Annotated in this window: 27 protein-coding genes and 1 other annotated feature; of the genes, 15 read left to right on the top strand and 12 right to left on the bottom strand. The window is 40.0% G+C overall.

The features are described from left to right. Positions 1 to 68: 68 nt before the first annotated feature. Complete coding sequence (locus AC0VYJ_RS04960) at positions 69 to 1,196, top strand: M14 family metallopeptidase (RefSeq protein WP_475366694.1); 1,128 nt, start codon at positions 69 to 71, stop codon at positions 1,194 to 1,196. 44 nt (positions 1,197 to 1,240) lie between these two features. Here AC0VYJ_RS04960 and AC0VYJ_RS04965 read toward each other — a convergent pair whose 3' ends face one another. Then, a complete protein-coding gene (locus tag AC0VYJ_RS04965) occupies positions 1,241 to 1,540 on the bottom strand; it encodes an MTH1187 family thiamine-binding protein (protein ID WP_226616259.1) in 300 nt (99 codons plus the stop codon). Between the two features lie 180 nt (positions 1,541 to 1,720). Between AC0VYJ_RS04965 and AC0VYJ_RS04970 the strand changes: the two genes are divergently transcribed. Further along, complete coding sequence (locus tag AC0VYJ_RS04970) at positions 1,721 to 2,017, top strand: hypothetical protein (RefSeq protein ID WP_430243692.1); 297 nt, start codon at positions 1,721 to 1,723, stop codon at positions 2,015 to 2,017. A 79-nt stretch (positions 2,018 to 2,096) separates the two neighbouring features. Further along, positions 2,097 to 2,381 carry a putative quinol monooxygenase gene (locus AC0VYJ_RS04975; protein WP_430243690.1) on the top strand — a complete coding sequence of 95 codons (285 nt, stop codon included), beginning with the start codon at positions 2,097 to 2,099 and terminating at the stop codon, positions 2,379 to 2,381. A gap of 154 nt (positions 2,382 to 2,535) precedes the next feature. Here the strand turns inward: AC0VYJ_RS04975 and arsC are convergent, their stop codons facing one another. Genes arsC through AC0VYJ_RS04990 form a run of 3 tightly spaced genes read right to left on the bottom strand, consistent with a single transcriptional unit; the run spans position 2,536 to position 4,636 of the window. Next, a complete protein-coding gene (gene arsC, locus AC0VYJ_RS04980; protein ID WP_475366695.1) occupies positions 2,536 to 2,958 on the bottom strand; it encodes an arsenate reductase (thioredoxin) in 423 nt (140 codons plus the stop codon). A gap of 27 nt (positions 2,959 to 2,985) precedes the next feature. Beyond that, complete coding sequence (locus AC0VYJ_RS04985) at positions 2,986 to 4,278, bottom strand: arsenic transporter (RefSeq protein WP_475366696.1); 1,293 nt, start codon at positions 4,276 to 4,278, stop codon at positions 2,986 to 2,988. Positions 4,279 to 4,291: 13 nt separating this feature from the next. Continuing rightward, the gene (locus tag AC0VYJ_RS04990) at positions 4,292 to 4,636 is read right to left on the bottom strand and encodes an ArsR/SmtB family transcription factor (protein ID WP_430243686.1); all 345 of its coding nucleotides are present in this window, start codon (positions 4,634 to 4,636) and stop codon (positions 4,292 to 4,294) included. Positions 4,637 to 4,903: 267 nt separating this feature from the next. Between AC0VYJ_RS04990 and AC0VYJ_RS04995 the strand changes: the two genes are divergently transcribed. Then, on the top strand, positions 4,904 to 4,999 hold the full coding sequence (locus AC0VYJ_RS04995) for a YjcZ family sporulation protein (RefSeq protein WP_142329528.1): 96 nt from the start codon (positions 4,904 to 4,906) through the stop codon (positions 4,997 to 4,999). 130 nt (positions 5,000 to 5,129) lie between these two features. On the opposite strand, the gene desB is transcribed toward AC0VYJ_RS04995, so the two are convergent. Beyond that, positions 5,130 to 6,182, bottom strand: coding sequence for a Delta(10) desaturase DesB (gene desB / locus AC0VYJ_RS05000; RefSeq protein ID WP_475366697.1), 1,053 nt, complete (start codon positions 6,180 to 6,182; stop codon positions 5,130 to 5,132). A 163-nt stretch (positions 6,183 to 6,345) separates the two neighbouring features. Next, positions 6,346 to 6,592 (top strand) — a binding site (T-box leader). Between the two features lie 46 nt (positions 6,593 to 6,638). Here desB and AC0VYJ_RS05005 point away from each other — a divergent pair. Beyond that, on the top strand, positions 6,639 to 7,637 hold the full coding sequence (locus AC0VYJ_RS05005) for a tryptophan--tRNA ligase (protein WP_475366698.1): 999 nt from the start codon (positions 6,639 to 6,641) through the stop codon (positions 7,635 to 7,637). Between the two features lie 86 nt (positions 7,638 to 7,723). Further along, entirely contained in the window at positions 7,724 to 10,150 is a 2,427-nt protein-coding gene (locus AC0VYJ_RS05010; RefSeq protein ID WP_475366699.1) for an EAL domain-containing protein, read from the top strand. Positions 10,151 to 10,359: 209 nt separating this feature from the next. Here AC0VYJ_RS05010 and AC0VYJ_RS05015 read toward each other — a convergent pair whose 3' ends face one another. Both AC0VYJ_RS05015 and AC0VYJ_RS05020 read right to left on the bottom strand, forming a co-directional pair. Continuing rightward, positions 10,360 to 10,992, bottom strand: a complete 633-nt coding sequence (locus tag AC0VYJ_RS05015; RefSeq protein WP_475367457.1) for an STAS domain-containing protein — start codon at positions 10,990 to 10,992, stop codon at positions 10,360 to 10,362. Positions 10,993 to 10,998: 6 nt separating this feature from the next. Next, positions 10,999 to 11,202 carry a hypothetical protein gene (locus tag AC0VYJ_RS05020; protein WP_430243679.1) on the bottom strand — a complete coding sequence of 68 codons (204 nt, stop codon included), beginning with the start codon at positions 11,200 to 11,202 and terminating at the stop codon, positions 10,999 to 11,001. A 378-nt stretch (positions 11,203 to 11,580) separates the two neighbouring features. Between AC0VYJ_RS05020 and AC0VYJ_RS05025 the strand changes: the two genes are divergently transcribed. Next, positions 11,581 to 13,098, top strand: a complete 1,518-nt coding sequence (locus AC0VYJ_RS05025; protein ID WP_475366700.1) for a BCCT family transporter — start codon at positions 11,581 to 11,583, stop codon at positions 13,096 to 13,098. 122 nt (positions 13,099 to 13,220) lie between these two features. Then, complete coding sequence (locus AC0VYJ_RS05030; protein ID WP_475366701.1) at positions 13,221 to 13,919, top strand: Type 1 glutamine amidotransferase-like domain-containing protein; 699 nt, start codon at positions 13,221 to 13,223, stop codon at positions 13,917 to 13,919. Between the two features lie 85 nt (positions 13,920 to 14,004). On the opposite strand, the gene AC0VYJ_RS05035 is transcribed toward AC0VYJ_RS05030, so the two are convergent. After that, positions 14,005 to 14,826: an STAS domain-containing protein gene (locus AC0VYJ_RS05035; protein ID WP_475366702.1), complete on the bottom strand. Its 822-nt coding sequence runs from the start codon at positions 14,824 to 14,826 to the stop codon at positions 14,005 to 14,007. 124 nt (positions 14,827 to 14,950) lie between these two features. Between AC0VYJ_RS05035 and AC0VYJ_RS05040 the strand changes: the two genes are divergently transcribed. Then, the gene (locus tag AC0VYJ_RS05040; protein WP_475366703.1) at positions 14,951 to 15,280 is read left to right on the top strand and encodes a winged helix-turn-helix transcriptional regulator; all 330 of its coding nucleotides are present in this window, start codon (positions 14,951 to 14,953) and stop codon (positions 15,278 to 15,280) included. 41 nt (positions 15,281 to 15,321) lie between these two features. Here the strand turns inward: AC0VYJ_RS05040 and AC0VYJ_RS05045 are convergent, their stop codons facing one another. After that, the gene (locus AC0VYJ_RS05045) at positions 15,322 to 16,896 is read right to left on the bottom strand and encodes a peptide chain release factor 3 (protein ID WP_475366704.1); all 1,575 of its coding nucleotides are present in this window, start codon (positions 16,894 to 16,896) and stop codon (positions 15,322 to 15,324) included. 145 nt (positions 16,897 to 17,041) lie between these two features. Between AC0VYJ_RS05045 and AC0VYJ_RS05050 the strand changes: the two genes are divergently transcribed. Together AC0VYJ_RS05050 and AC0VYJ_RS05055 are read left to right on the top strand one after the other, a co-directional pair. Continuing rightward, positions 17,042 to 17,464 (top strand): flavoprotein, encoded by a 423-nt coding sequence (locus AC0VYJ_RS05050; RefSeq protein ID WP_430243667.1) that lies wholly within the window; start codon positions 17,042 to 17,044, stop codon positions 17,462 to 17,464. A 217-nt stretch (positions 17,465 to 17,681) separates the two neighbouring features. After that, on the top strand, positions 17,682 to 18,887 hold the full coding sequence (locus AC0VYJ_RS05055) for an MFS transporter (RefSeq protein WP_475366705.1): 1,206 nt from the start codon (positions 17,682 to 17,684) through the stop codon (positions 18,885 to 18,887). 169 nt (positions 18,888 to 19,056) lie between these two features. On the opposite strand, the gene AC0VYJ_RS05060 is transcribed toward AC0VYJ_RS05055, so the two are convergent. After that, positions 19,057 to 19,575, bottom strand: coding sequence for a DUF2202 domain-containing protein (locus tag AC0VYJ_RS05060; protein WP_475366706.1), 519 nt, complete (start codon positions 19,573 to 19,575; stop codon positions 19,057 to 19,059). A 152-nt stretch (positions 19,576 to 19,727) separates the two neighbouring features. Here AC0VYJ_RS05060 and AC0VYJ_RS05065 point away from each other — a divergent pair, with 152 nt between their 5' ends. Next, a complete protein-coding gene (locus AC0VYJ_RS05065; RefSeq protein ID WP_475366707.1) occupies positions 19,728 to 20,393 on the top strand; it encodes a type 1 glutamine amidotransferase domain-containing protein in 666 nt (221 codons plus the stop codon). A 76-nt stretch (positions 20,394 to 20,469) separates the two neighbouring features. Here AC0VYJ_RS05065 and AC0VYJ_RS05070 read toward each other — a convergent pair whose 3' ends face one another. Further along, a complete protein-coding gene (locus tag AC0VYJ_RS05070; protein WP_194220463.1) occupies positions 20,470 to 20,757 on the bottom strand; it encodes a hypothetical protein in 288 nt (95 codons plus the stop codon). A gap of 142 nt (positions 20,758 to 20,899) precedes the next feature. Here AC0VYJ_RS05070 and AC0VYJ_RS05075 point away from each other — a divergent pair, with 142 nt between their 5' ends. Continuing rightward, on the top strand, positions 20,900 to 21,154 hold the full coding sequence (locus AC0VYJ_RS05075; protein ID WP_475366708.1) for a DUF6007 family protein: 255 nt from the start codon (positions 20,900 to 20,902) through the stop codon (positions 21,152 to 21,154). A gap of 44 nt (positions 21,155 to 21,198) precedes the next feature. Here AC0VYJ_RS05075 and AC0VYJ_RS05080 read toward each other — a convergent pair whose 3' ends face one another. After that, positions 21,199 to 21,669, bottom strand: a complete 471-nt coding sequence (locus tag AC0VYJ_RS05080; RefSeq protein ID WP_475366709.1) for a nucleoside deaminase — start codon at positions 21,667 to 21,669, stop codon at positions 21,199 to 21,201. Positions 21,670 to 21,843: 174 nt separating this feature from the next. Here AC0VYJ_RS05080 and AC0VYJ_RS05085 point away from each other — a divergent pair, with 174 nt between their 5' ends. Beyond that, the gene (locus tag AC0VYJ_RS05085) at positions 21,844 to 22,848 is read left to right on the top strand and encodes an SDR family oxidoreductase (RefSeq protein WP_475366710.1); all 1,005 of its coding nucleotides are present in this window, start codon (positions 21,844 to 21,846) and stop codon (positions 22,846 to 22,848) included. Positions 22,849 to 23,016: 168 nt separating this feature from the next. Beyond that, complete coding sequence (locus tag AC0VYJ_RS05090; protein ID WP_194220467.1) at positions 23,017 to 23,349, top strand: potassium channel family protein; 333 nt, start codon at positions 23,017 to 23,019, stop codon at positions 23,347 to 23,349. Positions 23,350 to 23,556: the final 207 nt, after the last annotated feature.

The following is a 23,556-nucleotide window of genomic DNA, read 5'->3' on the forward strand; positions in this document are numbered from 1 at the left end:
AGTGGTATGAAAAGGTTAGATAACCAATTTAGCAACGGTACAATAGAACGCAAAGGAGATTATTCGTTATGACACTTCAAACAGATCACTATTTTGCTAAAAATTATGAACAGTCACGCGAGACATTTCGCAATCATCTTGATAAAATCCAAAAGAAATGGCCTTCCGCAACCTTATCAACAAAGTCAATTGGGAAAGAAGAAGATAATACAATCGATATGATTTCCTCTGAAGCCCTTACATCAAACGATCGTGTCTTATTCTTTACTTCAGGTGAACACGGGATAGAAGGGTATGCTGGAGCAGCGGTTATCCATATGTTCGTAGAAGAATATCTTGATCAAATCGATCCTTCAACGACTGGGATTTGCCTGATTCATGCCCTTAATCCGTGGGGAATGCGTCATTTCCGACGGGTTACGGAAAATAATGTTGATCTCAACAGAAATTACTTTTATGACGAAAATTCTATTCGTAGAGACGTGAATAAAAATTATGCTAAGGAAAGCGACTTGTTTCTTCCAGATGGTAAAATCACTGACTTACAAGCAGAGAAGCACAAGCTATATGCACAGTTGATTAAAGGTCTCGCAAAGGAAGGGTACGCAGGATTAAAAAAGGCAAAGGGAATGGGACAATTTGAATTTGAGCGCGGTGTCTATTACGGAGGTTCAACAGCTGAAGAATCAGCTCTTTTCTTGAAGGATATACAAGAAAAGTTGTTAGGAACTTATCCTGGTGTTGTCCACATGGATTGGCATACAGCTCTCGGACCAACAAATGAAATAACGATGGTGATCTCAGAGAATGATGGAAGAGACGTGAAGGAGTTACAAGAAGCGTACAATCTTAACAACGTCGAAAAGTATACTCCTGAAAAAGTTAAAGGGGATTCTACGAATCATTTCTACAAATTAAAAGAAGAAGCATTTCCAGAAACATATCTTCTGTCGGCATTGTTTGAGTTCGGAACGTTTGGGACAGATAAACAGGCTGAAATTCGCGAATTTACGACGATTATTTTGGAAAACCATTTGTATTTTGAAGGGGCAGAATCAGTTGATGATATTCAATGGATTCTAGGAGAATTCGAAGCGATGTTTTACCCGGATGATTCCGAATGGAGAGAATCAGTTGTCAATGAGGCACGCCATGGAATAGAGGGAGTTTTAAAGAAAGAAGAGATTCTAAGTTAGAAATAAAAGGAGGGAGCGAATCATTCGCTCCCTCCTTTTTGTTATTACCCAATTGAACTTCGAACTTCATTCACTTGACCATCAATTGAAAGAGGCTGGTCTTCTCTTTGTTCAATCTTAATATTTGTGATAACACGATCTGTACCTTTTCCTAGAGCACTTGTATGAATGTCTCTTGCTAATTCAAAGAGTTCATCGACGTTTCCTTCAAAGACAGTAGAGGTTGGTCCAATATGGTAAGTGAATCCTTCTTTCTCAGCTAACTTTACAGCTTCTGTTACAAAATGATTCATGCTCGTTTGACTTGTCCCTACAGGTGTTACACTGATTTCTAATAGTGCCATAATTAATCCTCTCCTTCTCTTATGGTCATAGTAGTCTATTGACGTATTTTCTCTAATCCAAACGTTAATAGAAGGATACGATGTAAAAAGAATTAATGAAACTTCCTTTATTTTCAAAAAAACGAAACGAAAGAGACCCCTCATTCGTATAAATAGAAAAGAGCTCGGGAGGAATGCTGCATGATGAACTTGTTTCTTATGTTGGTAGTTATTGTTGCATCTTTAACTGGCTTCAATTGGTTAATGGGCTATCGGAAAAATCATATCCAGATTGACCTGGATGAACGCTATATCGACTACAATGAATACGTAAGGGCACTTAAGAATGAACTGAGTGCGCAAGGAAAAGATGTGGAGTACCTGGGTAATCGTAAGTTTAAGATCGATGGTAAGAAGTATCTGTTTATTGAACGAAACGTCACCATGGGGGGAGTCCCACTTCAGCGCACTATCTTGAAGCCAGCCCCTAATTCATAACAAGCACATCAATTGCTATAATAAGTTGAAGCTACTATGCTTATCCTATTCTTAAATAAGCATTGGAGGTAGTAAACTTATGGAACAAATTGCGGTTACGGCGATTTTAAAGCCTAAAACAGGTAAAGAAGAGAATGTCTTAAGTGTTCTTCAAGAAGTTCTGAAAGGTTCAAGGAATGAAGAAGGTAATATTCAATATGACGTTCATCAATCTATAGAAGATACAACATTTGTGATCTATGAAGTGTGGGAAAATCAACAGGCGATTGAAACGCACATTAACTCAGAGCATTATGAGAAGTATCGCAAGGATATCGGTGACCTTATTGATAGCCGAGAAGTTTATAAAATGAAAAAGCTTTAAAGTCATTTCCGTTTCATTTCCGCGGAAATAACTGAGATATCGGGGATATAGTTTGTTTTTCGTGGGAATAATGACGAAAATCGCTGAATGAGCCAAAAATAATAGCATTAGAAAAGCACCTCGGATTCGGGATCCGAGGTGCTTTTCTAATAAATTAACGTCCTTCTTTTGCAAACCGTGCGATACGTTCTTCGATTTCATCACGTACTCGCTGGAAGAAAGCCCATTTTTCTTCTTCTGTGCCTTCTGCTTTAGCTGGGTCATCAAATCCCCAATGTTCACGCTTTACATGCGCTGGTGTTCTCGGGCATTTATCATTCGCATCTCCACAAAGCGTAACTACAAGATCCGCATTGTTTAAAAGATCCATATCAATCATGTCGGAAGTTTGGGCGGAAATATCAATATCGGACTCTTTCATTGCTTTAACAGCATTAGGGTTGAGGCCATGGGCTTCAATCCCCGCAGAATAAACATCGTATTCATCACCTAAGTGTTTTTTACCGAATCCTTCAGCCATTTGGCTTCTGCATGAATTACCTGTACATAAGAAATAAATTGATTTTTTGTTAGACATATATTGTTCTCCTTTTTAAATTAAAATTTAGATGATTAGTAGCCAGAAGTAAAGGCCAAGTAATGTAATGAGTAGAGTTGGTACTGTTAAAATAACACCAATTTTAAAGTAGTATCCCCACGATATTTTGACGCCCTTTTGGGAGAGAACGTGGAGCCATAATAGTGTTGCAAGAGACCCAATTGGCGTAATCTTTGGACCTAAATCAGATCCAATAATATTCGCGTAAATAAGGGCTTCGCGCATTGTACCGGTCGTTGAAGTCGCTTCGATCGCTAGTGCATCAATCATAACAGTTGGCATGTTATTCATAATTGAGGACAGGATTGCAGCGATGAAGCCCATCGAAACGGTTCCTACGAGCAAACCTTGATCTGCTACTGATTGGATGACATTTGCAAGAATATCTGTTAGTCCCTGGTTACGAAGGCCATAAACGACCACATACATTCCGATTGAGAAGAAAACAATCGCCCATGGGGCCCCTTTGATGACGTTCATCGTTTCAACCGCTTTACTGCGTCTCGCCATTAGTAGAAAGAAGATCGCGACGATTCCTGCGATAATCGATACAGGAACTCCGATAAATTCACTGGAGAAATAACCGACAAGTAGAATCGCAAGGACAAACCAGGAGAGCCTAAACATTCTGCTGTCTTTAATTGCTTCATGTGGAACGCGAAGCTGGTTAACGTCGTAATTTCCAGGAATGTCTTTTCGGAAGAACAGATAAAGGACAAGGATACTTGCGCCTAAGGAAAATAAGTTTGGCACAATCATACGTGATGCATACTCAACGAATCCGATATCAAAGAAGTCAGCGGAAACGATGTTCACAAGGTTACTCACAACAAGTGGAAGTGAGGTTGTATCGGCAATAAACCCACTTGCCATGATGAATGGGAAAATCATTTTTTCCTTAAAGTTCAAGTTCCGTACCATCGCAAGAACAATTGGCGTGAGAATAAGGGCAGCTCCGTCATTTGCAAATAAAGCGGCAACGACTGCTCCGAGTAACGATACGTAAATGAACATGCGAAGTCCGTTTCCTTTGGCGATCCGTGCCATGTGAAGCGCCGCCCATTCAAAGAATCCAATCTCATCAAGAATAAGAGAGATGAGAATGATGGCAATAAAAGCAAAGGTAGCATTCCATACAATCCCAGTTACGGTGATGACATCTTGAAAATCTACCACACCGACTAATAAAGCAAGCAATGCGCCGCCACACGCAGACCAGCCAATACCCAGGTTCTTAGGTTGCCAAATAACGAGTACTAACGTAAGTATGAAAATAAGAATAGCGAGTGTGACTGTCAATCTAATACCTCCATTAATCGCAACAAATGCGTAGTCCTTTTTTTTCTAGTTCGTAAAGTTTATCCTTTTGGTCAGGAATGAAGGTTAAAATACTCTGAATAACTAAAAAGGCTTCATGATCTGCATTTAATGAATAGAATACCCATTGGCCCTTTTTGCGTTCTTTCACTAAACCAGAGTCTCTCAATTTTCTTAGGTGCTGACTGATAGAAGGTTGGCTCATTTGCAATACTTCTACAAACTCACAGACGCAGCATTCACCATCTTTTAAAAGGCCCACTATCGTTAAACGCGTTTTATCTCCAAGTAATTTAAGGACAGAAGCAGCCTGATCGATTTCAATCATAGTGTTCTCCATTTCTTCACCTCCACAAATCATTATATAAGCATATACTTATATAATCAAGCGGATTTAAAATGTTGAGAAATTTAGAAAACGGAGCAAGAGTCATTGGTAAACGTTGCTTCGAAATTCTTGTTCGATTAGCATTCTTTCTTGTAGGCAACTGCCTTATGCTTAACAATATGGTTAGAAAAGTAACGATAAAACTAAACGAATGCCCATCCATTCAATAGGAAGTTGCATAGTATGAAGTAATCCAAGATGGAAAGGAGGTCATACTCCATGGGATACGGTTACGGCAGTGGGTTTGCTCTAATTGTAGTGCTGTTTATTCTCCTTATCATCGTAGGTGCAGCTTTTGTTGGAGGAGGCTACTAATTCTCGGAACATAAGCTGTATTCAGCAGGGAATTCCTGTTGAAGGAGCACGGGTTGAATAATAAATGCGCAAGAAGGCTGATTAACTTTAAATCAGCCTTTTCTTGTATAGAAAGATTGAACAAGCTCCTTCAATCTGTTGTCTTTTTTGGGAGTATGGATTTTGGGTAAAGCTTGTTACCTAGTGAACCGTATGTCTCACTCGTTCTGGGATCAATTAAATTTGTCTGTTCATGATAAACTCGAGGCGTATGCCAGAGAGAGATTAGGGCTCTTGTCATTGGCATCTCGTGGTATCGTTCTGGCCACATTGTTTTAATATGCTCTTTCACAAGTGGATAATATTTCGGATTCATCCCTGGAAACAGATGATGCTCTGTGTGATACGAGAAGTTGAAATGTAGGATGTCCACTATTTTTGGTACTGTAACGGTGAGACTGTTCGCAAGCGGATCATTGATAGGTGTTAATGGATTTAATCTGTGATTTGTTGAGATATAAGCCATTACGATAAAGTTTGCGATGAGAAGTGGAATAAAATAAGCAAATATCCAATTCCTTATCCCGATCACGAAGATAAGACTGATCCATGTTACCCAGGGCAAAATCATTTGTAGAAAAACGTCACGTTGCTTTTTTGGCGCAAATTCTTTTACATAAGTAAAAAACATTTTAATCGAATGGGCGGTAAATTGAACCGTTAATGAAATAAAAGCAAAGAACGAACGGATAAATAACGGGAGTCCGTAAATCCATTTGAACATTTTCATTCTCGAAATACGTTCTAGGGTTGGCCATGCATCTGGATCATTAGCATCATGCTGAGTATGTACATGGTGATTTAGGTTGTGCCATTTTCTCCAAAGTTTTGGGCCAGTACTTAATGGCCAAAACGCAATCGCGCCTAGAATATCACGTAGCAAGGCATTTCTTACAACTGTTCCATGTAGAATTTCATGGCCAAGAAAACCAAGTCCGGCAAAGCAAGCGCCTATCATAAATGAAAAGACAAGTGCTATGAGGGTAGGTAAAGGATTGGAGGCAATGATTAAGAAACAGGTCAATGTGATGACGAGATATGTAAATCCCCCGAAGAGTCGTACTGGAACAGGCTTAAAAGCTTCAGGTGGAAGGTGTTTCTTAATCCGAGCAGCATACCAGCTGAATGAGTGTAGATCGTTCATCATAATCTCCTTTCGAAATGCGAGAATGCTATAGAGCAACTGTTATTTAAGTGAAGAAATAAGCATATAAGTCAATCATGTACCTGAGTAAGAAGAAATATTCAAATGAAAATCAGGAAATGTATTGATTTCAAATAAGCGTCACGATAGAATAAGAAAAAATAACTAGGCAATGAAGAAGAAGAGTAGTCTTGAGCGGCACTTTAGAGAGCTGGTGGTAGGTGAAAACCAGTGTGCGCAACAGATGAATGGGCTTCTGAGCTACCGAACTGAACAGTAAAGTAGGATTCGGCGGAACGTCTTACCGATACAAGAGACACCTTATTGAAATAGGTTTCATTCTGTAAGGGGTAAGCGCGTTTACGTTTGTAAACGAATAAAGGTGGCACCACGGGTCTCTCGTCCTTTTTAGAGGATGAGGGGCTTTTTGTGTTGTCTAAAATGATGGAGGGACATATGAAAAAGACGATCTTAACAGGTATTAAGCCGACTGGAAGAGTTCATTTAGGCAATTACATTGGAGCGATTAAACCAGCTTTAAAACAAGCGATGAATGAGGAACTTGACCCTGTTTATTTTGTCGCAGATTACCACGGATTGACGAAAATTCGAGATCAGCAGCAGATGGAAGAATTATCGTACGGGATTGCAGCTACGTGGCTTGCACTTGGACTTGATCCAACAAAGGTGATTCTCTATCGTCAATCGGATGTACCAGAAATCTTTGAATTATCGTGGATTTTGGCTTGTTTTAGCCCTAAAGGATTAATGAATCGGGCGCATGCCTACAAAGCAATTGTGGAGAAAAATCGTGAGGGAGATCGCGAAGAGGATGAAGGGGTGAATATGGGGTTATTCACTTATCCCATTTTAATGGCGTCTGATATTCTAATGTTTCAAACCGATTTCGTCCCTGTAGGCAAAGACCAGATTCAGCATGTGGAAATCGCAAGGGATATAGCCGCTGCTTTTAATTTTCAATTTGGAGAAACGTTCACGTTGCCAAGCTATATTGTCGATAAAAACACGTCCGTACTTCCTGGGCTTGATGGTAGGAAAATGAGTAAAAGCTATCACAATACGATTTCATTGTTTGAAGAGCCAGATAAGCTTAAAAAGTTAGTTAATCGTATTACAACGGATTCTTCTGACCCAACAGAACCAAAGGATCCTGATACATCAACGGTATTTGCACTTTATAAAGAATTTGCTAGTGATGCCGAAACGATTGAAATGAGAAAAAAATTCAAAGAAGGGATCGGATGGGGAGAAGCGAAAAAAGAACTTTTTCATGTTATGGATGATTTCTTAGCTGAACCTCGAGAGAAGTACCGTTACTATATGGCTCATAGAGATGAGCTTGACCAAATTCTTGAAGAGGGAGCAAGGAAAGCAAGAGCTAAAGCGCAGCCGTTCTTGAAAGATGTGAAAAGGAAGCTAGGCATTCGACGATAGCAAGCTAGAAAACTTAACGTATTGTTCCTATATGCCGATAAAGATCATATATAGATTTCTTATGATAACTTCGGAGGCACAACACTATGATTGAAATGATAGGAGAATATAATTGGTGGATCGTCTTACTGTCAGTAGTCATCGCGGTCTTTGCTTCATATAGTGCGCTAGATCTCGCAGGTAGAGTTTCTTATTCGAAAGGGATTCGCAAATGGGTATGGGTCATTGGTGGGGCTGGCGCAATGGGAGTTGGAATATGGTCGATGCACTTTATCGGCATGCTTGCTTTTTCAATGTCGATGCCAATGACCTATGATGTTCCCCTTGTTGCTCTATCTACTTGCGCGTCTTTCTTTGGATCTTTCATTGCTCTTGTCGCAGTTGGAGGGAAGGAGCTAACGATTAAAAGGTTAGTTGTTGGAACGATCTTTATGTCTGGGGCTATTATCGCTATGCATTATATAGGTATGGAAGCGATGGAAAATGTTAAGATCGTTTACAATGATTGGTTGCTCGTTCTTTCAACACTTATCGCTATGTGTGCTTCATTTACAGCGCTAAAACTAGCCTTTACCCTTTCTAGATCCCAAAAATACCGTCACTTAATTTTACTAAAGATAGGCAGTGCGGGAATTATGGGAATTGCTATTGCGGGGATGCATTACGTTGGACTTGAAGCTGCGACCTTCTATATGTCTAAAGTACATCATCAACCAGTTATAGAAGGATTAGACACGTCCGCTCTTTCCATTGCTATTGCCGTCGGTACGTTGTGCGTTCAAACGATTTTGATTTTTGGTGTTGTGACTGAACGGAAATTGATTAAGCAGTCAATTGAGATGAAGGGTAATGACTATCGTTTACGATCACTGCTTACATATAGCATTGATGCGATCCTCACTTTGACAGTAGATGGAAAAATCCGTTCGCTCAATCCGGCAGGTGAAAAACTATTCCGTGTGAAAAAAGATGAATTAAGTCATGTAAATCCAATGGATTTTTTCGAAAGTGAAGAATTAGAGAGAGTGAGTCACTATTTTCTTTCGGTGCATGACACAAGGCAGGCTGTCAGTTTCAATACGAAGGTCTTTACGTTTGACGGAGGGGTAAACGATTTAAATGTGACGTTCGTTCCCATTTATTTAAATGATCGTCTTGATCGGATCTATGCTATTACAAAAGATATAACGAAGCAAAGAGCAGCAGAGCAAAAAACCCATCAAATGGCTTATTTTGATGCCTTAACGTCATTACCAAATCGTCGCTCATTTGTTGAATACCTAGAAAACTGCCTTAGGAAAGTAGATGAACCAGCAGATCTTGCTGTTATGATGCTCGATCTTGATCGTTTTAAAGTTATTAATGATGCTCTTGGTCATAACACAGGTGATCTTTTTCTATGCGCAGTTTCCGTGCGTCTGCAAGAATGCGTGGACCCATTTGGTTTTCTCGCACGCCTTGGAGGGGATGAATTTGTGATTGTCCTCGACGGATTTAAGCACATTTATCCTGATGAGCTTGCGAATCAAATTATTGAAGCATTTGAGAAGCCATTTCAGGTTAGTAGCCACGAGCTGTCCACTTCGGTAAGTATTGGCATAGCAGCAGCACCTGGTGACGGAACAAACGTTGAATCATTGATGAAGCATGCCGATATTGCGATGTATTCTGCAAAAGGACGTAATCGCAAGAAATATCAATTCTACTCGACATCCATGGGACAAAAAAGTGAATTGAGATTAATAGAAGAAAGTTCGCTTCGAGCGGGACTTATCAACAAAGAATTTATTCTACATTATCAACCTCAGGTGAAATGCACTGATGGTTCACTGTCAGGAGTTGAAGCCCTCGTTCGCTGGAAAGCAGGAAAGGAAGAACTCCGCTACCCAGGCAATTTCATTTCACTAGCGGAAGAGACAGGTCTTATCGTTGAACTCGGCCGTCAAGTGCTTGATATGGCTTGTGAACAGGCGAAGAAATGGTGTGAGAGCGGTTATCCTCTTCGTGTTTCAGTGAATCTTTCTGCTAAGCAATTTCAGAGTGATGAACTAATTACAACGATTAAAGAAACGCTAACCAAGTATTCTCTTGATCCAACATTGTTAGAGCTTGAGGTGACAGAGAGTATGACAATGGAAAACTCTACTCGCTCATCGTGGATGATTACTTCTCTTAGAGAACTCGGGGTGAGTATTTCTATTGATGACTTTGGTACAGGTCATAGTTCGTTAAGCTATCTCAAAGACTTTTCGATCAATCAGGTGAAAATTGATAAATCCTTTATTGATGAGTTAACACAAAATGTGAAGTCCGATCAAATTACGAGTGCGATTATTGCCATGAGCAAGCAATTAAAACTACACGTTATTGCAGAAGGGGTAGAAACGATTGAACAAGCTGATTTTCTATCATCAAAAGGGTGTGATAGTATTCAAGGCTATTACTACAGCAAGCCGGTTCCACCTCAACAAATTGAAGATACCTATTTGAACTTGGAACCATCACCAGCTTAATCGTTTTATTTTAGCTAATGCTGTGGATTCTCGATTCTTGGCTCAGGCGATTGGTTTTCAATTCTTTTGATACGGGCTTTATAATAATGAAGAGTCATTCGAACATGGCCAAAATGTATGCAGCAGGATGTTTACAAAGATAGAATAAGTTTCTTATTCAAGAAATTCAACATAAAAAACAAAGACTACCAACTGGCAGTCTTTGTTTTTTATTTTTTAATTAAGCTGTATCCGATCCAATGCAAAGCCTGTTGAAGATTTGATTTTACAACAATTTGGTCAAAGTCACTTGAGGCTTGAACCGCTTTTATCGCGAGATCCGGACGAATACCTGTTACGATCATTTGAACTCCGACAAGTTTAAGAGACTCTCCTATTTTAAGAAGATTGGTCGCACTTTGGCTGTGAATATTAACAAGTCCTGATAAATCGAAAATGAGATAATCAAGGTTGTTCTTTGCACTTTCAGCGAGAGCACGTTCCATTAATCGTTCTGTTCGAATTTCATTAACGTCTCCAATGATCGGAAGAATGGCTACTTCTTCTGAAATGGGAACAATAGGCACAGATAGTGATTCGATCTCAGTATTTGCCCTTTCTAATTCAAGGACATTTCCAAGAAGGTTAGCCATCGCTTTAAATAAATCAACGTGATCTTGATTGTAGTGAAATGGTTTAAGATCAAGTCCACATAAAGTACCGTAGTTATCACCGTTACGATAATAAATAGGTACACCAATTAATGAGCCACCACCGAGATTTTTGGTAACTTCCATATTTTTTGTTGAATCATGGGCTGCCAAATCATCAATAATAAGGGGTTCACGACCGCCTTTTACGATGAATTGTCAGTAGGAATCGCGATATAATGTTTCAAAACCTGACTCCAGGATAATTTCATCACGATTGAATGAAGAAATAATATCTACATCTGTCTTATCGTTTTTGGCTACAAAAAATGTATTTACGCCTACGAATTTACTAATAACCTCTAAGACATCTTGAGATGCATCTTCAATGGAAGTATAGGTAGGGATATTAGAATGAATCATATCATACACCTCGTTTCTAATTCATCTAAACAAATCTTATATTTCTATACTATCTTATCATTAAGCTGATAGATAGAAAAATCACTATGAAATATTATTGGAAGTCGAATGATTACTAACGGTGGAGGAGTAAGAAGAGAAGTTATGAAATAAATTTTCATTCATTTCACAATTTCTGGATTAGATTTTGATGATTAGGGTATCAGTAAAATTGGGACATTGAAACTGCAGAAAAGACACTACCCTAAATAGATAGATAAAAGTGTGGATTGTCTCATTCTCCTTTTTAAATGTTTCGATCAATAATGGTAAAGCGTTTAGTTTTCTAGTAGGATAGGGATTTTTTACATAGAAAATATCAGTACGAGAGGTGAGTTAATGAAAAATGCTACATTAGTTTTTTGGTATAGTCTCATTGTATGTTTGCTCGTTGTTTTGTGGGGAGCGATTTGGCCTGAGCATTTACAGGAGGTAACATCTACCGCAACTACTTACATATCTAGTCGATTTGGATGGTACTATCTTCTGATTGTTGTGGCTATTCTAATCTTCTGTATTTATTTGATTTTCTCTAGATTTAAAGACATTAAGCTTGGTGGAAAAGACGACAAGCCAGAGTTCAGCTTGCCAACTTGGTTTGCTATGTTGTTTAGTGCAGGAATGGGAATGGGCATGGTGTTTTGGACAACCGCAGAGCCAATTTCTCACGCCTTCAAAAGCAGCCCGAGTGGTGAATTAGGAACAGAACGAGCTATTGAGGAATCTCTACAGTTTTCTTTTTTTCACTGGGGTGTACACGCATGGGCTGTCTACGCGCTCGTTGCTCTCGTGCTAGCTTATTTTAAGTTTCATAAAGGATATCCTGGATTGATTAGCGCTACGTTAACCCCTTTGTTTGGAGAAAAGAGGATGCAGGGGACGCTAGGGTATATGATCGATACTCTTGCTGTTGTCGCAACAGTAGTAGGCGTTGCAGCTACACTAGGATTCGGATCTGCCCAAATTAATCAGGGTCTTAAATTCTTGTTTAACACACCAGCAAACTTCTCTGTACAGTTGCTTATTCTCGTTATTTCAACAGCACTATTTATTGCCTCTGCATGGTCGGGATTAAAAAGAGGAATCAAATATTTGAGTAACATTAATATGATACTTGGATTTGCGCTTATGATTCTCCTCCTTATTGTAGGGCCAACGCTCTACATTATGAACATGTTTACGGGCTCCTTAGGCGGTTATATCTCAAACTTTTTCGATATGAGTTTTCACATTGAGCCGATCAACAATGATCAACGTTCTTGGGTCGATAGCTGGACGATTTTTTACTGGGCATGGTGGATTTCTTGGTCTCCATTTGTGGGGATATTTATTGCAAGAATTTCAAGAGGTCGAACGATAAAAGAGTTTATGCTTGGGGTTTTATTTGTTCCATCTATTGTCTGTTTTATTTTCTTTGCGGTGTTTGGAGTCTCAGCGCTCGATCTTCAGCAGAGTGGAATTGCAACGATTTCGGATTATTCGATTGAGACGGCAACATTTGCGGTTTTACAAGAGTATCCTCTTGGCACGCTAATGTCCTTTATCACGATTTTCGTGATTGCCATTTTCTTTATTACATCAGCTGATTCAGCAACGTTTGTATTAGGAATGCTCAGTACGACGGGTTCATTAAACCCATCCGCGATGATTAAGATTGTCTGGGGTTTAACTCTTTCCAGTATGGCTGCCATTATTGTGTACTTCGGTGGAACACAAGGATTGCAAAACATGCTTATTCTTGCGGCATTGCCATTTTCCATCGTCGTTCTCCTCATGGGGTATTCCTTCTTTAAGGCAGCAAGCAAGGAAGTATTATCAAAGAGAAAACGAGAAAAGATGCAACAAAAAGCAGTGTAATTGGATGAAGAGCTGTGTACCTGATGAGGGTGCACAGCTTTTTTTTGCAGGGATCAAGTCATTGGATCGGGAATTAGGAACACAGTAAGTCAGATTGTTCGTATAGAAAGGAAGAGGGAAACGTGAAGCAAATTATAGCCATGGGAGGCGGCGGTTTTTCGATGGAACAGGATAACCCACTCTTAGATGCATACATTCTTAATCAAGCAAAGTGTACGAAACCTAAGATATGTTTTATACCAACAGCAAGCGGTGATGCGGAAGGATACATAGCGAAATTCTATGCCTTCTTTGAAAATCAGCTCTGTATTCCTTCTCATTTGTCTCTATTTAATCCGCGTGCAAATATTGAAAAATTTCTATTAAATCAAGACATAATATACGTTGGTGGTGGAAATACCAAAAACTTATTGGTGCTCTGGAAAGAATGGGGCTTAGATCATATATTGAAGAAAGCCTGGGAGCAAGGCGTCATTTTAGCTGGAATTAGTGCAGGGGCGATCTGTTGGTTTGAGGAAGGACTCACGGATTCCTATGGAGATAAGCTCGAGTCACTGAAGTGTCTTGGGTTTTTAAAGGGGAGTTGCTGTCCTCACTATGATGGAGAAGAAGAACGTAAACCAGCCTATCATCAAATGATTAATAATGCGCAAATGCAACCAGGAATCGCCCTTGATGATGGAGTAGCCGCTCATTTTATTGACCAATCGCTTAAAGTAGCTGTCAGTTCAAGAAAAGAAGCGAGTGCATATAAGGTTAATAAAAATGAGTCAACTGAAGAAAAGATTGAAACCATATACCTTGGTGCAGACGGACAATGATAAAACAAGGAAATGATTCTCAGAAAAGCCCCATCTCTTTGCGTGAGATGGGGCTTTTCTGAATTCTTTTTTTACAGTCGGGAGCTTAACCCTCCAACATTCCTAAAGACTTTAATGCACCTTCTAGGTTCTGCTTGATTGTAAGAGATTGCAAATCAAGTCCAAGTGATACTACACCTATAGCGACATCAGAACTTACACCTGTCACAATAATTTCAACACCCATCACTTCAAGAGAATCAACGATTTTAAAGAGATGCTGGGTCATCATCGTATCAAGTGTGGCTACGCCTGATAAATCAAGAATCAGAGAGCGGATTTTCTTCGCACTTGATTCCATTAACGTGCGTTCAAGAATGAGATTCGCGCGTTTTTCATCTATTTCACCAATGATCGGGCAAATGGCTACTTTAGAAGAGATTTTAATGATTGGGACAGTTAGTGCATCGTCTTGAATATACTGTTTCTGAAGGCTACGAGTTTTCTTATCAAGGTAGCTTTCGGTAAAAAGGTTAATGGAATGATCAATCAAGGGATCTATTAATTTCGATATAGTAATAACGTCAGACACTGTTAAAGAAAATGTATGTTGGTGACCTTCCATATAAGTCAGTAACGACTTTTTCATCGCTGTAATGCTCATTAAGATCGTATCTAAATAAGCAGGGAAGTTTTCTTCCTCTTCAAATCTTTGGAGATCTTCAGAGGGATAAGAAATTTCTCCTGCTTCAATGGACTCACCTAGTGAAACTAGAATTTGTTCAGTGAAAGTATATGACTCACCTGGTAGGCTCTGTACTTGAGTGTTCATATCAATTAAATGTCTAGTGTTGGCTGTGATATCATCTATGTTTTGTAGAATAGATTGTCCTAGGCGATGGATAGAGTGAGAAAATTGTTCGGACATAGAAACTCCCTTCTAGCATTACGGTCTACTTGTGGTAAAATAAATTTAATATATGCTTATCTTACTACAATGCACTGTTTTGTGAAGAAGTATATTACTATATACCTGGAGGTGCAGCTTAAATTTGAACAGGTCTGTAGAAGATATGAAAACGACACTTGATGTTGTCTGTGGGAAGTGGAAAGCCGTTTTGCTGCTAGAATTAGTGGAGAAGCCTCTTAGATTTAGTGAGATCAAAAAGGTGATTCCGCGCATACCTCATCAAACGCTTATTAAACATTTGAAAGAGCTTGAAATGGATGGGCTACTTAATCGTAAAGAATCAAAAGATGTCCCTCCCAAGGTAGAGTACTCTTTGACATCATATGGGTATGAGCTTGAACCACTGCTTCACGAAATGGAGAAGTGGGGAAAGATTCATCGCACTCGTTCAGAAGAAACGATTGCAAACTAAAAGGAGCGTGCAGATGCACGCTCCTTTTTGGATATTACGGTTTATCTTGATTCTCTTAATGGAATATCGGGATTTTTATCCTGGAACCATCTTAGAGCAAAGTCGTTTTGGAACAGAAGAACCGGGCGCTTTAGCTGATCATAGACAAGCATATTACGAATGCTATCTACCTTGTCTTCCGGATTATCTGTTTCAATCCAACGTGCATGCTGGTGAGGCATTGTATCGAATTGAATATCAACATTGTACTCACCTTTCATGCGGTATTCAAAAATCTCAAATTGGAGACGTCCGACAACGCCAATAACAATTTCGTCCCAGTGTGCGGTCCGATAAACTTGAATGGCACCTTCTTCAGAAAGCTGTTGCACACCTTTGTAGAAGTGCTTTTGCTTCATCGCTTTTTGTGCCCGTACTTTCGCGAAATGCTCAGGTGGGAATGTTGGTAAAGCTCCGAACGAATAAACGTTTTTAGAGCCTACGAGCGTGTCGCCAATTTGATATGTTCCTGAATCATATAGACCGACAATATCTCCAGGGTACGCTTTTTCAACATTACCTCGGGAGGAGGCAAAGAAAAGTTGGCCTTGAGAGAGCTTCAAACTTTTACCTGTGCGCTCAAGCCATGCTTCCATTCCTTTTTCAAAAGTACCCGATACAATTCGTAAAAACGCAACGCGGTCACGGTGAGCAGGGTTCATGTTCGCCTGGATTTTAAAGATAAAGCCTGAGAATGTTTCTTCATCGGGCTTTACTTCGCCTTCAGAGCTCTCGCGAGGAGCTGGGGAAGGAGCAAGATCAAGAAAGTGATTTAAGAATGTTGGAACACCGAAGCTTGAAATCGCACTTCCGAAGAAAACTGGTGTCTGCTTCCCTGATTGCATTGCTTCTTCACTATAAGTTGCACCTGCTTCATCAAGTAGCATGACGTCTTCTTGAAGTTGATTAACAAGATCTTCGCCAGCTTTTTCTTTAAGGACGGGATCATCTAAATCTGAGATTTGGATCGCCTGTTTATTGTCGCCTTCTGTATCGTAGAATTCAACGGCTTTCTGATGACGATCGTAAACGCCCTGGAACGATTGACCAATACCGATTGGCCAGTTCATAGGGTAAGATTCGATGCCAAGAACTTCTTCAATTTCTTCAAGTAGCTCTAAAGGCTCACGGCCCTGACGATCCATTTTGTTTATGAACGTGAAAATTGGAATACCATGCTCACTAACAACTTTAAAAAGTTTCTTTGTTTGAGACTCAACACCTTTTGCAGCATCGATAATCATTACAACGCTGTCAACGGCTAGAAGCGTACGATACGTATCTTCACTGAAGTCTTCGTGTCCTGGTGTATCCAGAATATTAATCGTGTGTCCCTTGTAGTTAAAGTTCATCACACTCGATGTAACAGATATACCACGCTGTTTCTCGATTTCCATCCAGTCAGACGTCGCGTACTTGGATGATTTTCTTGATTTAACTGTTCCTGTTGAACGGATCTGACCGCCTAGGAACAATAGTTTTTCAGTCAAAGTCGTTTTACCAGCATCGGGGTGAGAGATGATCGCAAAGGTCCGTCTCTTCTTTATTTCTTCTTGTAATTCTTTATGGTTACTCATTATGTCAATTAGTCCTTTCAATATCACTTCTTATGTAATATAACATATTCTTACGGTTGTTCCTATTGCGTGAAGGGTACGAAAATAGTGAGAAAGGATTCGATGAAAATAGATCGAAATGAATAGCGAAAGGGGAATGAGCGATATGAGTGGATTTGAAGGATTTTTAGATGATTTCCTATCAAGCTGGCGGAACTCTTCGTTAGATGAAATAAAGTATAAAATAAGCGATACGTATCAGGCGAGAGAAATCTCAAGCCAATCTGAGCTATATGATTTTGGGTATGAGGAGTCGATTCAAGGCTGGGATCAAGCTTTTTCGGCTTTTCAAAAAGACAGAACGAAGTGGGTACTAAAGAAGCTCGCTGTCACTCCAATTCGACGAAATGAAATGCTTGCGATTATTTTTGCTTCTATTGAGGTAGATGGCAAACAAAGTGAAACTGGGAGTGTCTTTTTTGATACTTTTCGAAAAGGGGTACAAGGGAATTGGAAGCTTGTGAGAAGTTACATTGAAGCTGGGGTTCCGATTGAACACATCGCAGCGTTTCAGACGGAAGAAAAATAGTTAATACATTTGAAGCTCCTGATAAACGGATCCGTTTATCAGGAGCTTTTTTGTGTAGAGAGCTTGTTATGACTCATTAGGCACTTGCAGGTACCTATATTACACCAAAGTGCGTACTTACATAAAGACTTGGAAGGTTGCATAATCAGTTGTACAGCTGAGAGAGAAGACGTCTTTCTACTCGGCACTTAAAAAATTTCAAGGAGGAATTCGCTTTATGAGTTCTCAAACACATACAATGTCACACTCGAAAGAAAAATCTAGTGGTACTCTAGCCCTTTTAGCGCTCGCGATTAGTGCATTTGGAATTGGAACAACCGAATTTGTTCCTGTTGGCCTTCTTTCTTCTATTGCAGATGACTTATCGATTTCGATTACACTTGCTGGCTTATTGATTTCAGGTTACGCCATTGGAGTAGCAATTGGTGCTCCGGTTTTAACGGCTTTAACTGGTAAAATGAATCGGAAAACACTCCTCATGTCATTAATGGTCGTTTTTATCATTGGTAACCTTGTAGCGGGAATATCCACATCCTTCGGTTTACTACTCGTTGCCCGGTTTATTACAGCATTTTCACACGGGATTTTCTTCTCAATCGGTTCAACGATTGCAGCAGATCTCGTTCCAGAAAATAAGCGGGCAAGTGCGATTGCCTTTATGTTTACAGGATTAACCGTTGCAACCGTAACCGGTGTTCCGCTTGGTACATTCATTGGCCAAGCGTTTGGGTGGAGAGCAACGTTCCTTGGTGTCGCTCTTCTTGGTGTGATTGGGATTATCGCAAGTGCGATTCTCGTACCGAAGGATTTAAAAGAAGCACCGCCAGCGAAATTTAGTGAACAGGTGAAGATCTTAACGAATGGAAAATTACTCTTAGCTTTTGCGATTACAGCACTAGGTTACGGTGGTACGTTCGTTGCCTTTACGTATTTAGCTCCGCTACTTGAAGATGTAACAGGACTTAGCGCGAAATTTGTTAGTGTGATTTTACTAGTTTATGGTGTTGCCGTAGCGATTGGAAATGTCATTGGTGGGAAAGCGTCGGATAAGAACCCATTAAAAGCACTGTTTTGGATGTTCTTGATGCAAGCAATCATTCTCTTTATCATGACATTTGCCCTTCCATTTAAAGTGGCTGGAATAATTTCGATTTTCTTCATGGGTTTGTTTGCCTTTATGAATGTTCCTGGTTTGCAAGTACTTGTAGTGAATCTTGCTGAAAAATATGTACCATCTGCCGTTAACGTGGCATCCGCGCTTAATATCGCTGCGTTTAACGTTGGTATAGCGATTGGCTCATTTGTAGGTGGCATCATCGTTGATTCCATTGGTCTGATTCACACTCCGTGGATTGGCGGCATTATGGTTGTCGGAGCGGTTGCGCTTACGGGATGGCTACGAGCTATGGAGAGAAAAGCATAGGAGAATGATGTAGAAAGTTCTTTAGTATTCAAACCTATCTATTTAGCGTCTAAAAAATTTAAGTCAATCTTCATCCAATTTCCGCATTTCGTATTACATTAGTTTGCTAGTGAAGGAACAATTGAATGATTGCTGAACAAAGCGATCCCTACCAGTAGGGATCGTTTATTCATTCATACTGACTTAAGCCTTTTTTAAACGCAGCAAGATGATTTTTTGAGGCATCACCAAGCCTTGTCATAACGGTTTTGACATCCTGCGGCAGGTCGGGTAGATCCGCTAATTTCTCATACATGGCTATGTTGTCAACTTCTCCTTGAACGCCAGATTCGAACGCTTTTTTTAACGTTTTGGGGGTGGTTGTATACTGGCTAGCATTATTTTCGGGCGCGGTTATGTTATACCTTGTAAATAAGGGGAGAAGAGCTGTAATGTGCCTTTGCTCAGCCATTTTAATTTGAGAGAAAGGTCTTATGTCACCGAATTCTTTGATGATAGCATCATATCTTGCCTGTGCCAGATACTCATCCTGAATCGCATACGTTAAGGCTTCCTTCAATGTAATGGAAGAGTCTTGTAGTGCTCCTTTTGCACCGTAGTCTTCTGGAAGAGCTTCTGCATTCGCTTCAATAAGATTGAAGTTGAAGAAAATGAAGCTGATGATCGCAATAATCGCTACTTTTTTCAATTTGCTCACCTTGCCTTTTTGTTGATTAACCTTCCTACAAAAGAGGAGTTTTATGTAATTTTTAATTGGTGAAGTCATTTTGTTTGATTTCCCTTAAAGAACAGCATATGATCTTAACTGTAAAGTGTTAAATTACAGTAGGAGGAACAGTCGTGAGCAAACGTATATTAATGGTTGTTACAACCGCAGATACAATGAAAGAAGGACATAAGACAGGTCTCTGGTTATCAGAGTTTGGGGAAGCGTATATCGAATTTGAAAAGCTTGGCTATCAAATCACAGTAGCTAGTCCGCTAGGCGGAAAAGCGCCTGTTGATGATCGCAGTCTTGAAGGTGGAGAAACGCCTCAAGAAATTCTCGATACTGCCAAATACCTTGAAGATACAGTGAAGCTCGAGAAAATCGTTGGCGCGTCTACTTTTGATGCGATCTTTATGCCTGGTGGGCACGGAACAATGTTTGACCTTCCGGAAAACGATAAGCTTCAGCACTTGATTCGTGAGTTCTATGAATCAAACAAAATTGTTGCTTCTGTCTGCCATGGTCCCGCTGGACTCGTTGGCGTAACTCTTTCAGATGGTAAGCCACTTGTTTCAGGTAAAACGATTACGGCGTTTACAGACGATGAAGAAAGAGAAACAACGCTTGATCAATTCATGCCTTTCTTACTGGAAACTCGTCTTCGCGAACTTGGTGCTGACTTTGTTACAGAAGATAACTGGTCAGATCACATGCAAATAGACGGTAATTTAATTACTGGTCAAAATCCGCAATCAACTACTAGTGTTGCGAAAGAAGTAGTCGAGAAACTTAGCTAATGATTAAGATCCCTAGGAGATAGATAATATAAACGAAAAGGACTCCGAGTTTCGTAGTCCTTTTCGTTTATATTTTTTACTCTTTATCTTTGTCTTTTTTCTTACCGAAAACCTTTTTAGTAGCACCTTTAAATACATTAGAGGCCGTATCAACTGACTTACCAACGACTTTGTTCCCTGTTTTACTCACATTTTTAACAAAGTCTGTTGAAGCGTCAGCGGCTTTCCCTACAAGACCGCCTTCTCCGCTAACTGACTTGACAATATCGTTCGCTGTGTCAGCGGATTTATTCACAAGATCACTTGCGGTTTTTGATGTCTTCTTCACAATATTATCTTCTTTCGTTGAATTTCTCTCAGACATCTCAATCCCCTCCTTCGCGAATTTTGATACAACACTATGCTATGAACGGAATGGTATAAATATGATTTTCAAGTAAAACGTCATTTGAATTTGGAATTTTCTCCACCTAACTGCGAAAAGAGGAGGTGTTCGATAGGAAGAAGTGGAAGAATTATTGAACGACCATTTCTATAAGGAAGTGAAAGGATATATGAATCATCAGTTGGATGTACGTGGGTTATTAAAGGGCATTGCCATATGGGAAGTAGTATTGTTTCTTCCGGCTATTTTGTTGTTTTCTTATCTGCCTGATGATCGACTGATCGACATCTTTATTAACGTATTTATTTTCTTTGGTTGTACAATTGGTCTGTTTACGATATCAAGGTATGTTCAGCGGTTTGTGAAGAGAGGATAATAAATTACTAAAAAGGAGGATGCGCATAGTGCACATCCTTCTTTTTAGTAGTCTATTCGATTCTTATGCTTTTCCCAGCTTTGAAAAGGTTCGTTCTTCTCATCCATTTCAATATGGTGAAACGGAATGGTTCTTTGTTCAGGTTTTTTCTCAATTTCGTTATAAATCACGGCATCATCAAAACCAGCGTCAGCAGCTTCATTTCTCGATGCAGCAAAATATACACGGTCTGGGCGAGACCAGTAGATTGCTCCAAGGCACATCGGGCAGGGCTCGCAGCTTGCGTAAACAACACAGCCTTCAAGCTGATGCGTCCCGAGTTTTTGACAGGCGTTTCGTATTGCGACAACTTCTGCATGGGCAGTAGGATCATGATCCGTTGTCACTTGATTGAATCCTTCGCCTATAACAACGCCATCTTTGACGACGATTGCACCAAATGGCCCGCCGTTATGTTCAGTTACGCTTATAGATGCTAGCTGGATTGCATGTGTTAACCAATCTTTCTCCGTCATTTCATCACACTCCTGTACACTAATAATTAGACATATTCCACAGCATTCCCTATCTGATCAAATAAATTTCCTTACAGGAGATTGGAATGTTAAGGCGAAGTGTTTTCTTAACGACTAAAGAGCGAGGGGAGGTATTTTTGATTAGTGTTATAACAAAATAAGGAGGGAATGAGAATGGAGCTATTAATCCTTGGTGGAACACGTTTTATTGGAAAATATGTAACAGAGAGAGCTTTAGAGAATGGACATACGGTTACGCTATTTAATAGAGGGACTAATAAGCAGCAATTTTCAGAGGTTGAAACGATTATCGGAGATCGTGATGGAGATTTATCCAGTCTAGCGGGAAGAAAGTGGGATGCCGTAATTGATACGTCAGGGTTTATTCCGAGAACAGTGAATAAATCGACGAAGCTATTACAGGATAGGGTTAACCATTATACATATATATCGAGTGTTTCAGCTTATCAAGATTTCGGAGAAAAGCCATGTACAGAAAGTTCGCCTCTTCAGGAAATCTCAGATACGGAAGCGGAACGTATCACGGCAGGAACAGCTGGACCGATTTACAACGAGCATTATGGTGCACTAAAAGCGAAGTGTGAAGCTGTTGCAGAAAAGAATTTGAGTGGCCGGGTTCTTCATATTCGACCTGGACTCGTCGTAGGGCCGTATGATTATTCAGATCGCTTTACTTACTGGGTTAAGCGAATTCACGAGGGTGGTGAAGTTCTAGCGCCAGGAAACCCTGAGCGTCCGGTACAATTCATAGATGTGCGAGACCTTGCTGATTGGGTATTGCGAATGACGGAACAAAGGGTCGCAGGCGCGTACAATGTGACCGGGAGAGAAAGAATGAATACAATGGGGGAAGTGCTTGCGTCATGTAAAAAGGTGAGCGGAAGTAATGCGGTTTTTCGTTGGGTAAACGAAGAGTTTCTTCTTGAAAATGAAATAGCGCCGTGGACTGAATTACCGCTCTGGCTTCCTGAATCAATGAGCGCAGCTGAGACGAATATTGATCGGGCGCTTCGTGAGGGACTGAGCCTTCGTCCTCTTGAAGAAACGATTCACGATGTTTTAAACTGGCTACCCATTCGAAATGATGAGAACCCATTCAAAGCTGGACTTACAAGAGAGAAGGAGAAAGCCCTTTTACGTATGGCAGAATCACGATGAGTTTTCCCCTCCGAAAATGAGGCGATCTTAACCGAGTGAGTTAAAAGGACAGAGCCTGGCGGCGATCCGTCAGGTTTTTGTTGTTATGCTAGAATAATCTATTGTATGTAGTTGAACGATGTGAGGGAAGAATACTCGGTTTCATCAACGAAACAGAAGGAGGTCAAGATGATATCATTTCTTCTTACTTTAAAGAGGATGTTGTCAGCATTATGGAAAGCGATAAAGGATAAAGAATTTCAAGTTCTTTTCTTTCTTACAACGATTACACTCGTCTCAGGAACAATTTTCTATCACACTGTCGAAAGCTGGTCCGTGTTAGATTCGCTTTACTTTAGTGTTGTTACGCTAACAACTGTAGGGTTTGGGGATTTTAGTCCACAAACCGATTTTGGGAAAATTTTCACGATCATTTATTTATTCACAGGAGTTGGTCTAATTCTTGGATTTATTAATAAGCTTGCTTTACATATGGGAAGAAGTAAAAGGAAACAAGATTAATAGATAGTGATGATAAAGGGAGGGCTCAACTGGAAATGAAGTTGGGCTTTTTTTATCATTCATTAGGACGCACTCAATGCGGAGTTTGATTCCTTGCGTTATAACGAATACAAGCATATAATACAAAACGTAATGTTTACGATTTATAAAAAGCGAGCTATTGGTATAGGTTGTGGATAAGTGCTCTATGCACGGTGCCAAAACGAA

Source organism: Anaerobacillus sp. 63XJN7_5_ISO-PGPR-S23-430 (assembly GCF_056173695.1).

Bases quoted from the DNA above. Each gene is read 5' to 3' on its own strand.
- AC0VYJ_RS04990 (WP_430243686.1), bottom strand. From the start codon at position 4,636: ATGGAGAACACTATGATTGAAATCGATCAGGCTGCTTCTGTCCTTAAA.
- AC0VYJ_RS05080 (WP_475366709.1), bottom strand. From the start codon at position 21,669: ATGACGGAGAAAGATTGGTTAACACATGCAATCCAGCTAGCATCTATA.
- arsC (WP_475366695.1), bottom strand. From the start codon at position 2,958: ATGTCTAACAAAAAATCAATTTATTTCTTATGTACAGGTAATTCATGC.
- AC0VYJ_RS05005 (WP_475366698.1), top strand. From the start codon at position 6,639: ATGAAAAAGACGATCTTAACAGGTATTAAGCCGACTGGAAGAGTTCAT.
- AC0VYJ_RS05050 (WP_430243667.1), top strand. From the start codon at position 17,042: ATGAGTGGATTTGAAGGATTTTTAGATGATTTCCTATCAAGCTGGCGG.
- AC0VYJ_RS05025 (WP_475366700.1), top strand. From the start codon at position 11,581: ATGAAAAATGCTACATTAGTTTTTTGGTATAGTCTCATTGTATGTTTG.
- AC0VYJ_RS04995 (WP_142329528.1), top strand. From the start codon at position 4,904: ATGGGATACGGTTACGGCAGTGGGTTTGCTCTAATTGTAGTGCTGTTT.
- AC0VYJ_RS04965 (WP_226616259.1), bottom strand. From the start codon at position 1,540: ATGGCACTATTAGAAATCAGTGTAACACCTGTAGGGACAAGTCAAACG.
- AC0VYJ_RS05045 (WP_475366704.1), bottom strand. From the start codon at position 16,896: ATGAGTAACCATAAAGAATTACAAGAAGAAATAAAGAAGAGACGGACC.
- AC0VYJ_RS05010 (WP_475366699.1), top strand. From the start codon at position 7,724: ATGATTGAAATGATAGGAGAATATAATTGGTGGATCGTCTTACTGTCA.
- AC0VYJ_RS05035 (WP_475366702.1), bottom strand. From the start codon at position 14,826: ATGTCCGAACAATTTTCTCACTCTATCCATCGCCTAGGACAATCTATT.
- AC0VYJ_RS05070 (WP_194220463.1), bottom strand. From the start codon at position 20,757: ATGTCTGAGAGAAATTCAACGAAAGAAGATAATATTGTGAAGAAGACA.
- AC0VYJ_RS04960 (WP_475366694.1), top strand. From the start codon at position 69: ATGACACTTCAAACAGATCACTATTTTGCTAAAAATTATGAACAGTCA.
- desB (WP_475366697.1), bottom strand. From the start codon at position 6,182: ATGAACGATCTACACTCATTCAGCTGGTATGCTGCTCGGATTAAGAAA.
- AC0VYJ_RS05085 (WP_475366710.1), top strand. From the start codon at position 21,844: ATGGAGCTATTAATCCTTGGTGGAACACGTTTTATTGGAAAATATGTA.
- AC0VYJ_RS05020 (WP_430243679.1), bottom strand. From the start codon at position 11,202: ATGATTCATTCTAATATCCCTACCTATACTTCCATTGAAGATGCATCT.
- AC0VYJ_RS05055 (WP_475366705.1), top strand. From the start codon at position 17,682: ATGAGTTCTCAAACACATACAATGTCACACTCGAAAGAAAAATCTAGT.
- AC0VYJ_RS04970 (WP_430243692.1), top strand. From the start codon at position 1,721: ATGATGAACTTGTTTCTTATGTTGGTAGTTATTGTTGCATCTTTAACT.
- AC0VYJ_RS05090 (WP_194220467.1), top strand. From the start codon at position 23,017: ATGATATCATTTCTTCTTACTTTAAAGAGGATGTTGTCAGCATTATGG.
- AC0VYJ_RS04975 (WP_430243690.1), top strand. From the start codon at position 2,097: ATGGAACAAATTGCGGTTACGGCGATTTTAAAGCCTAAAACAGGTAAA.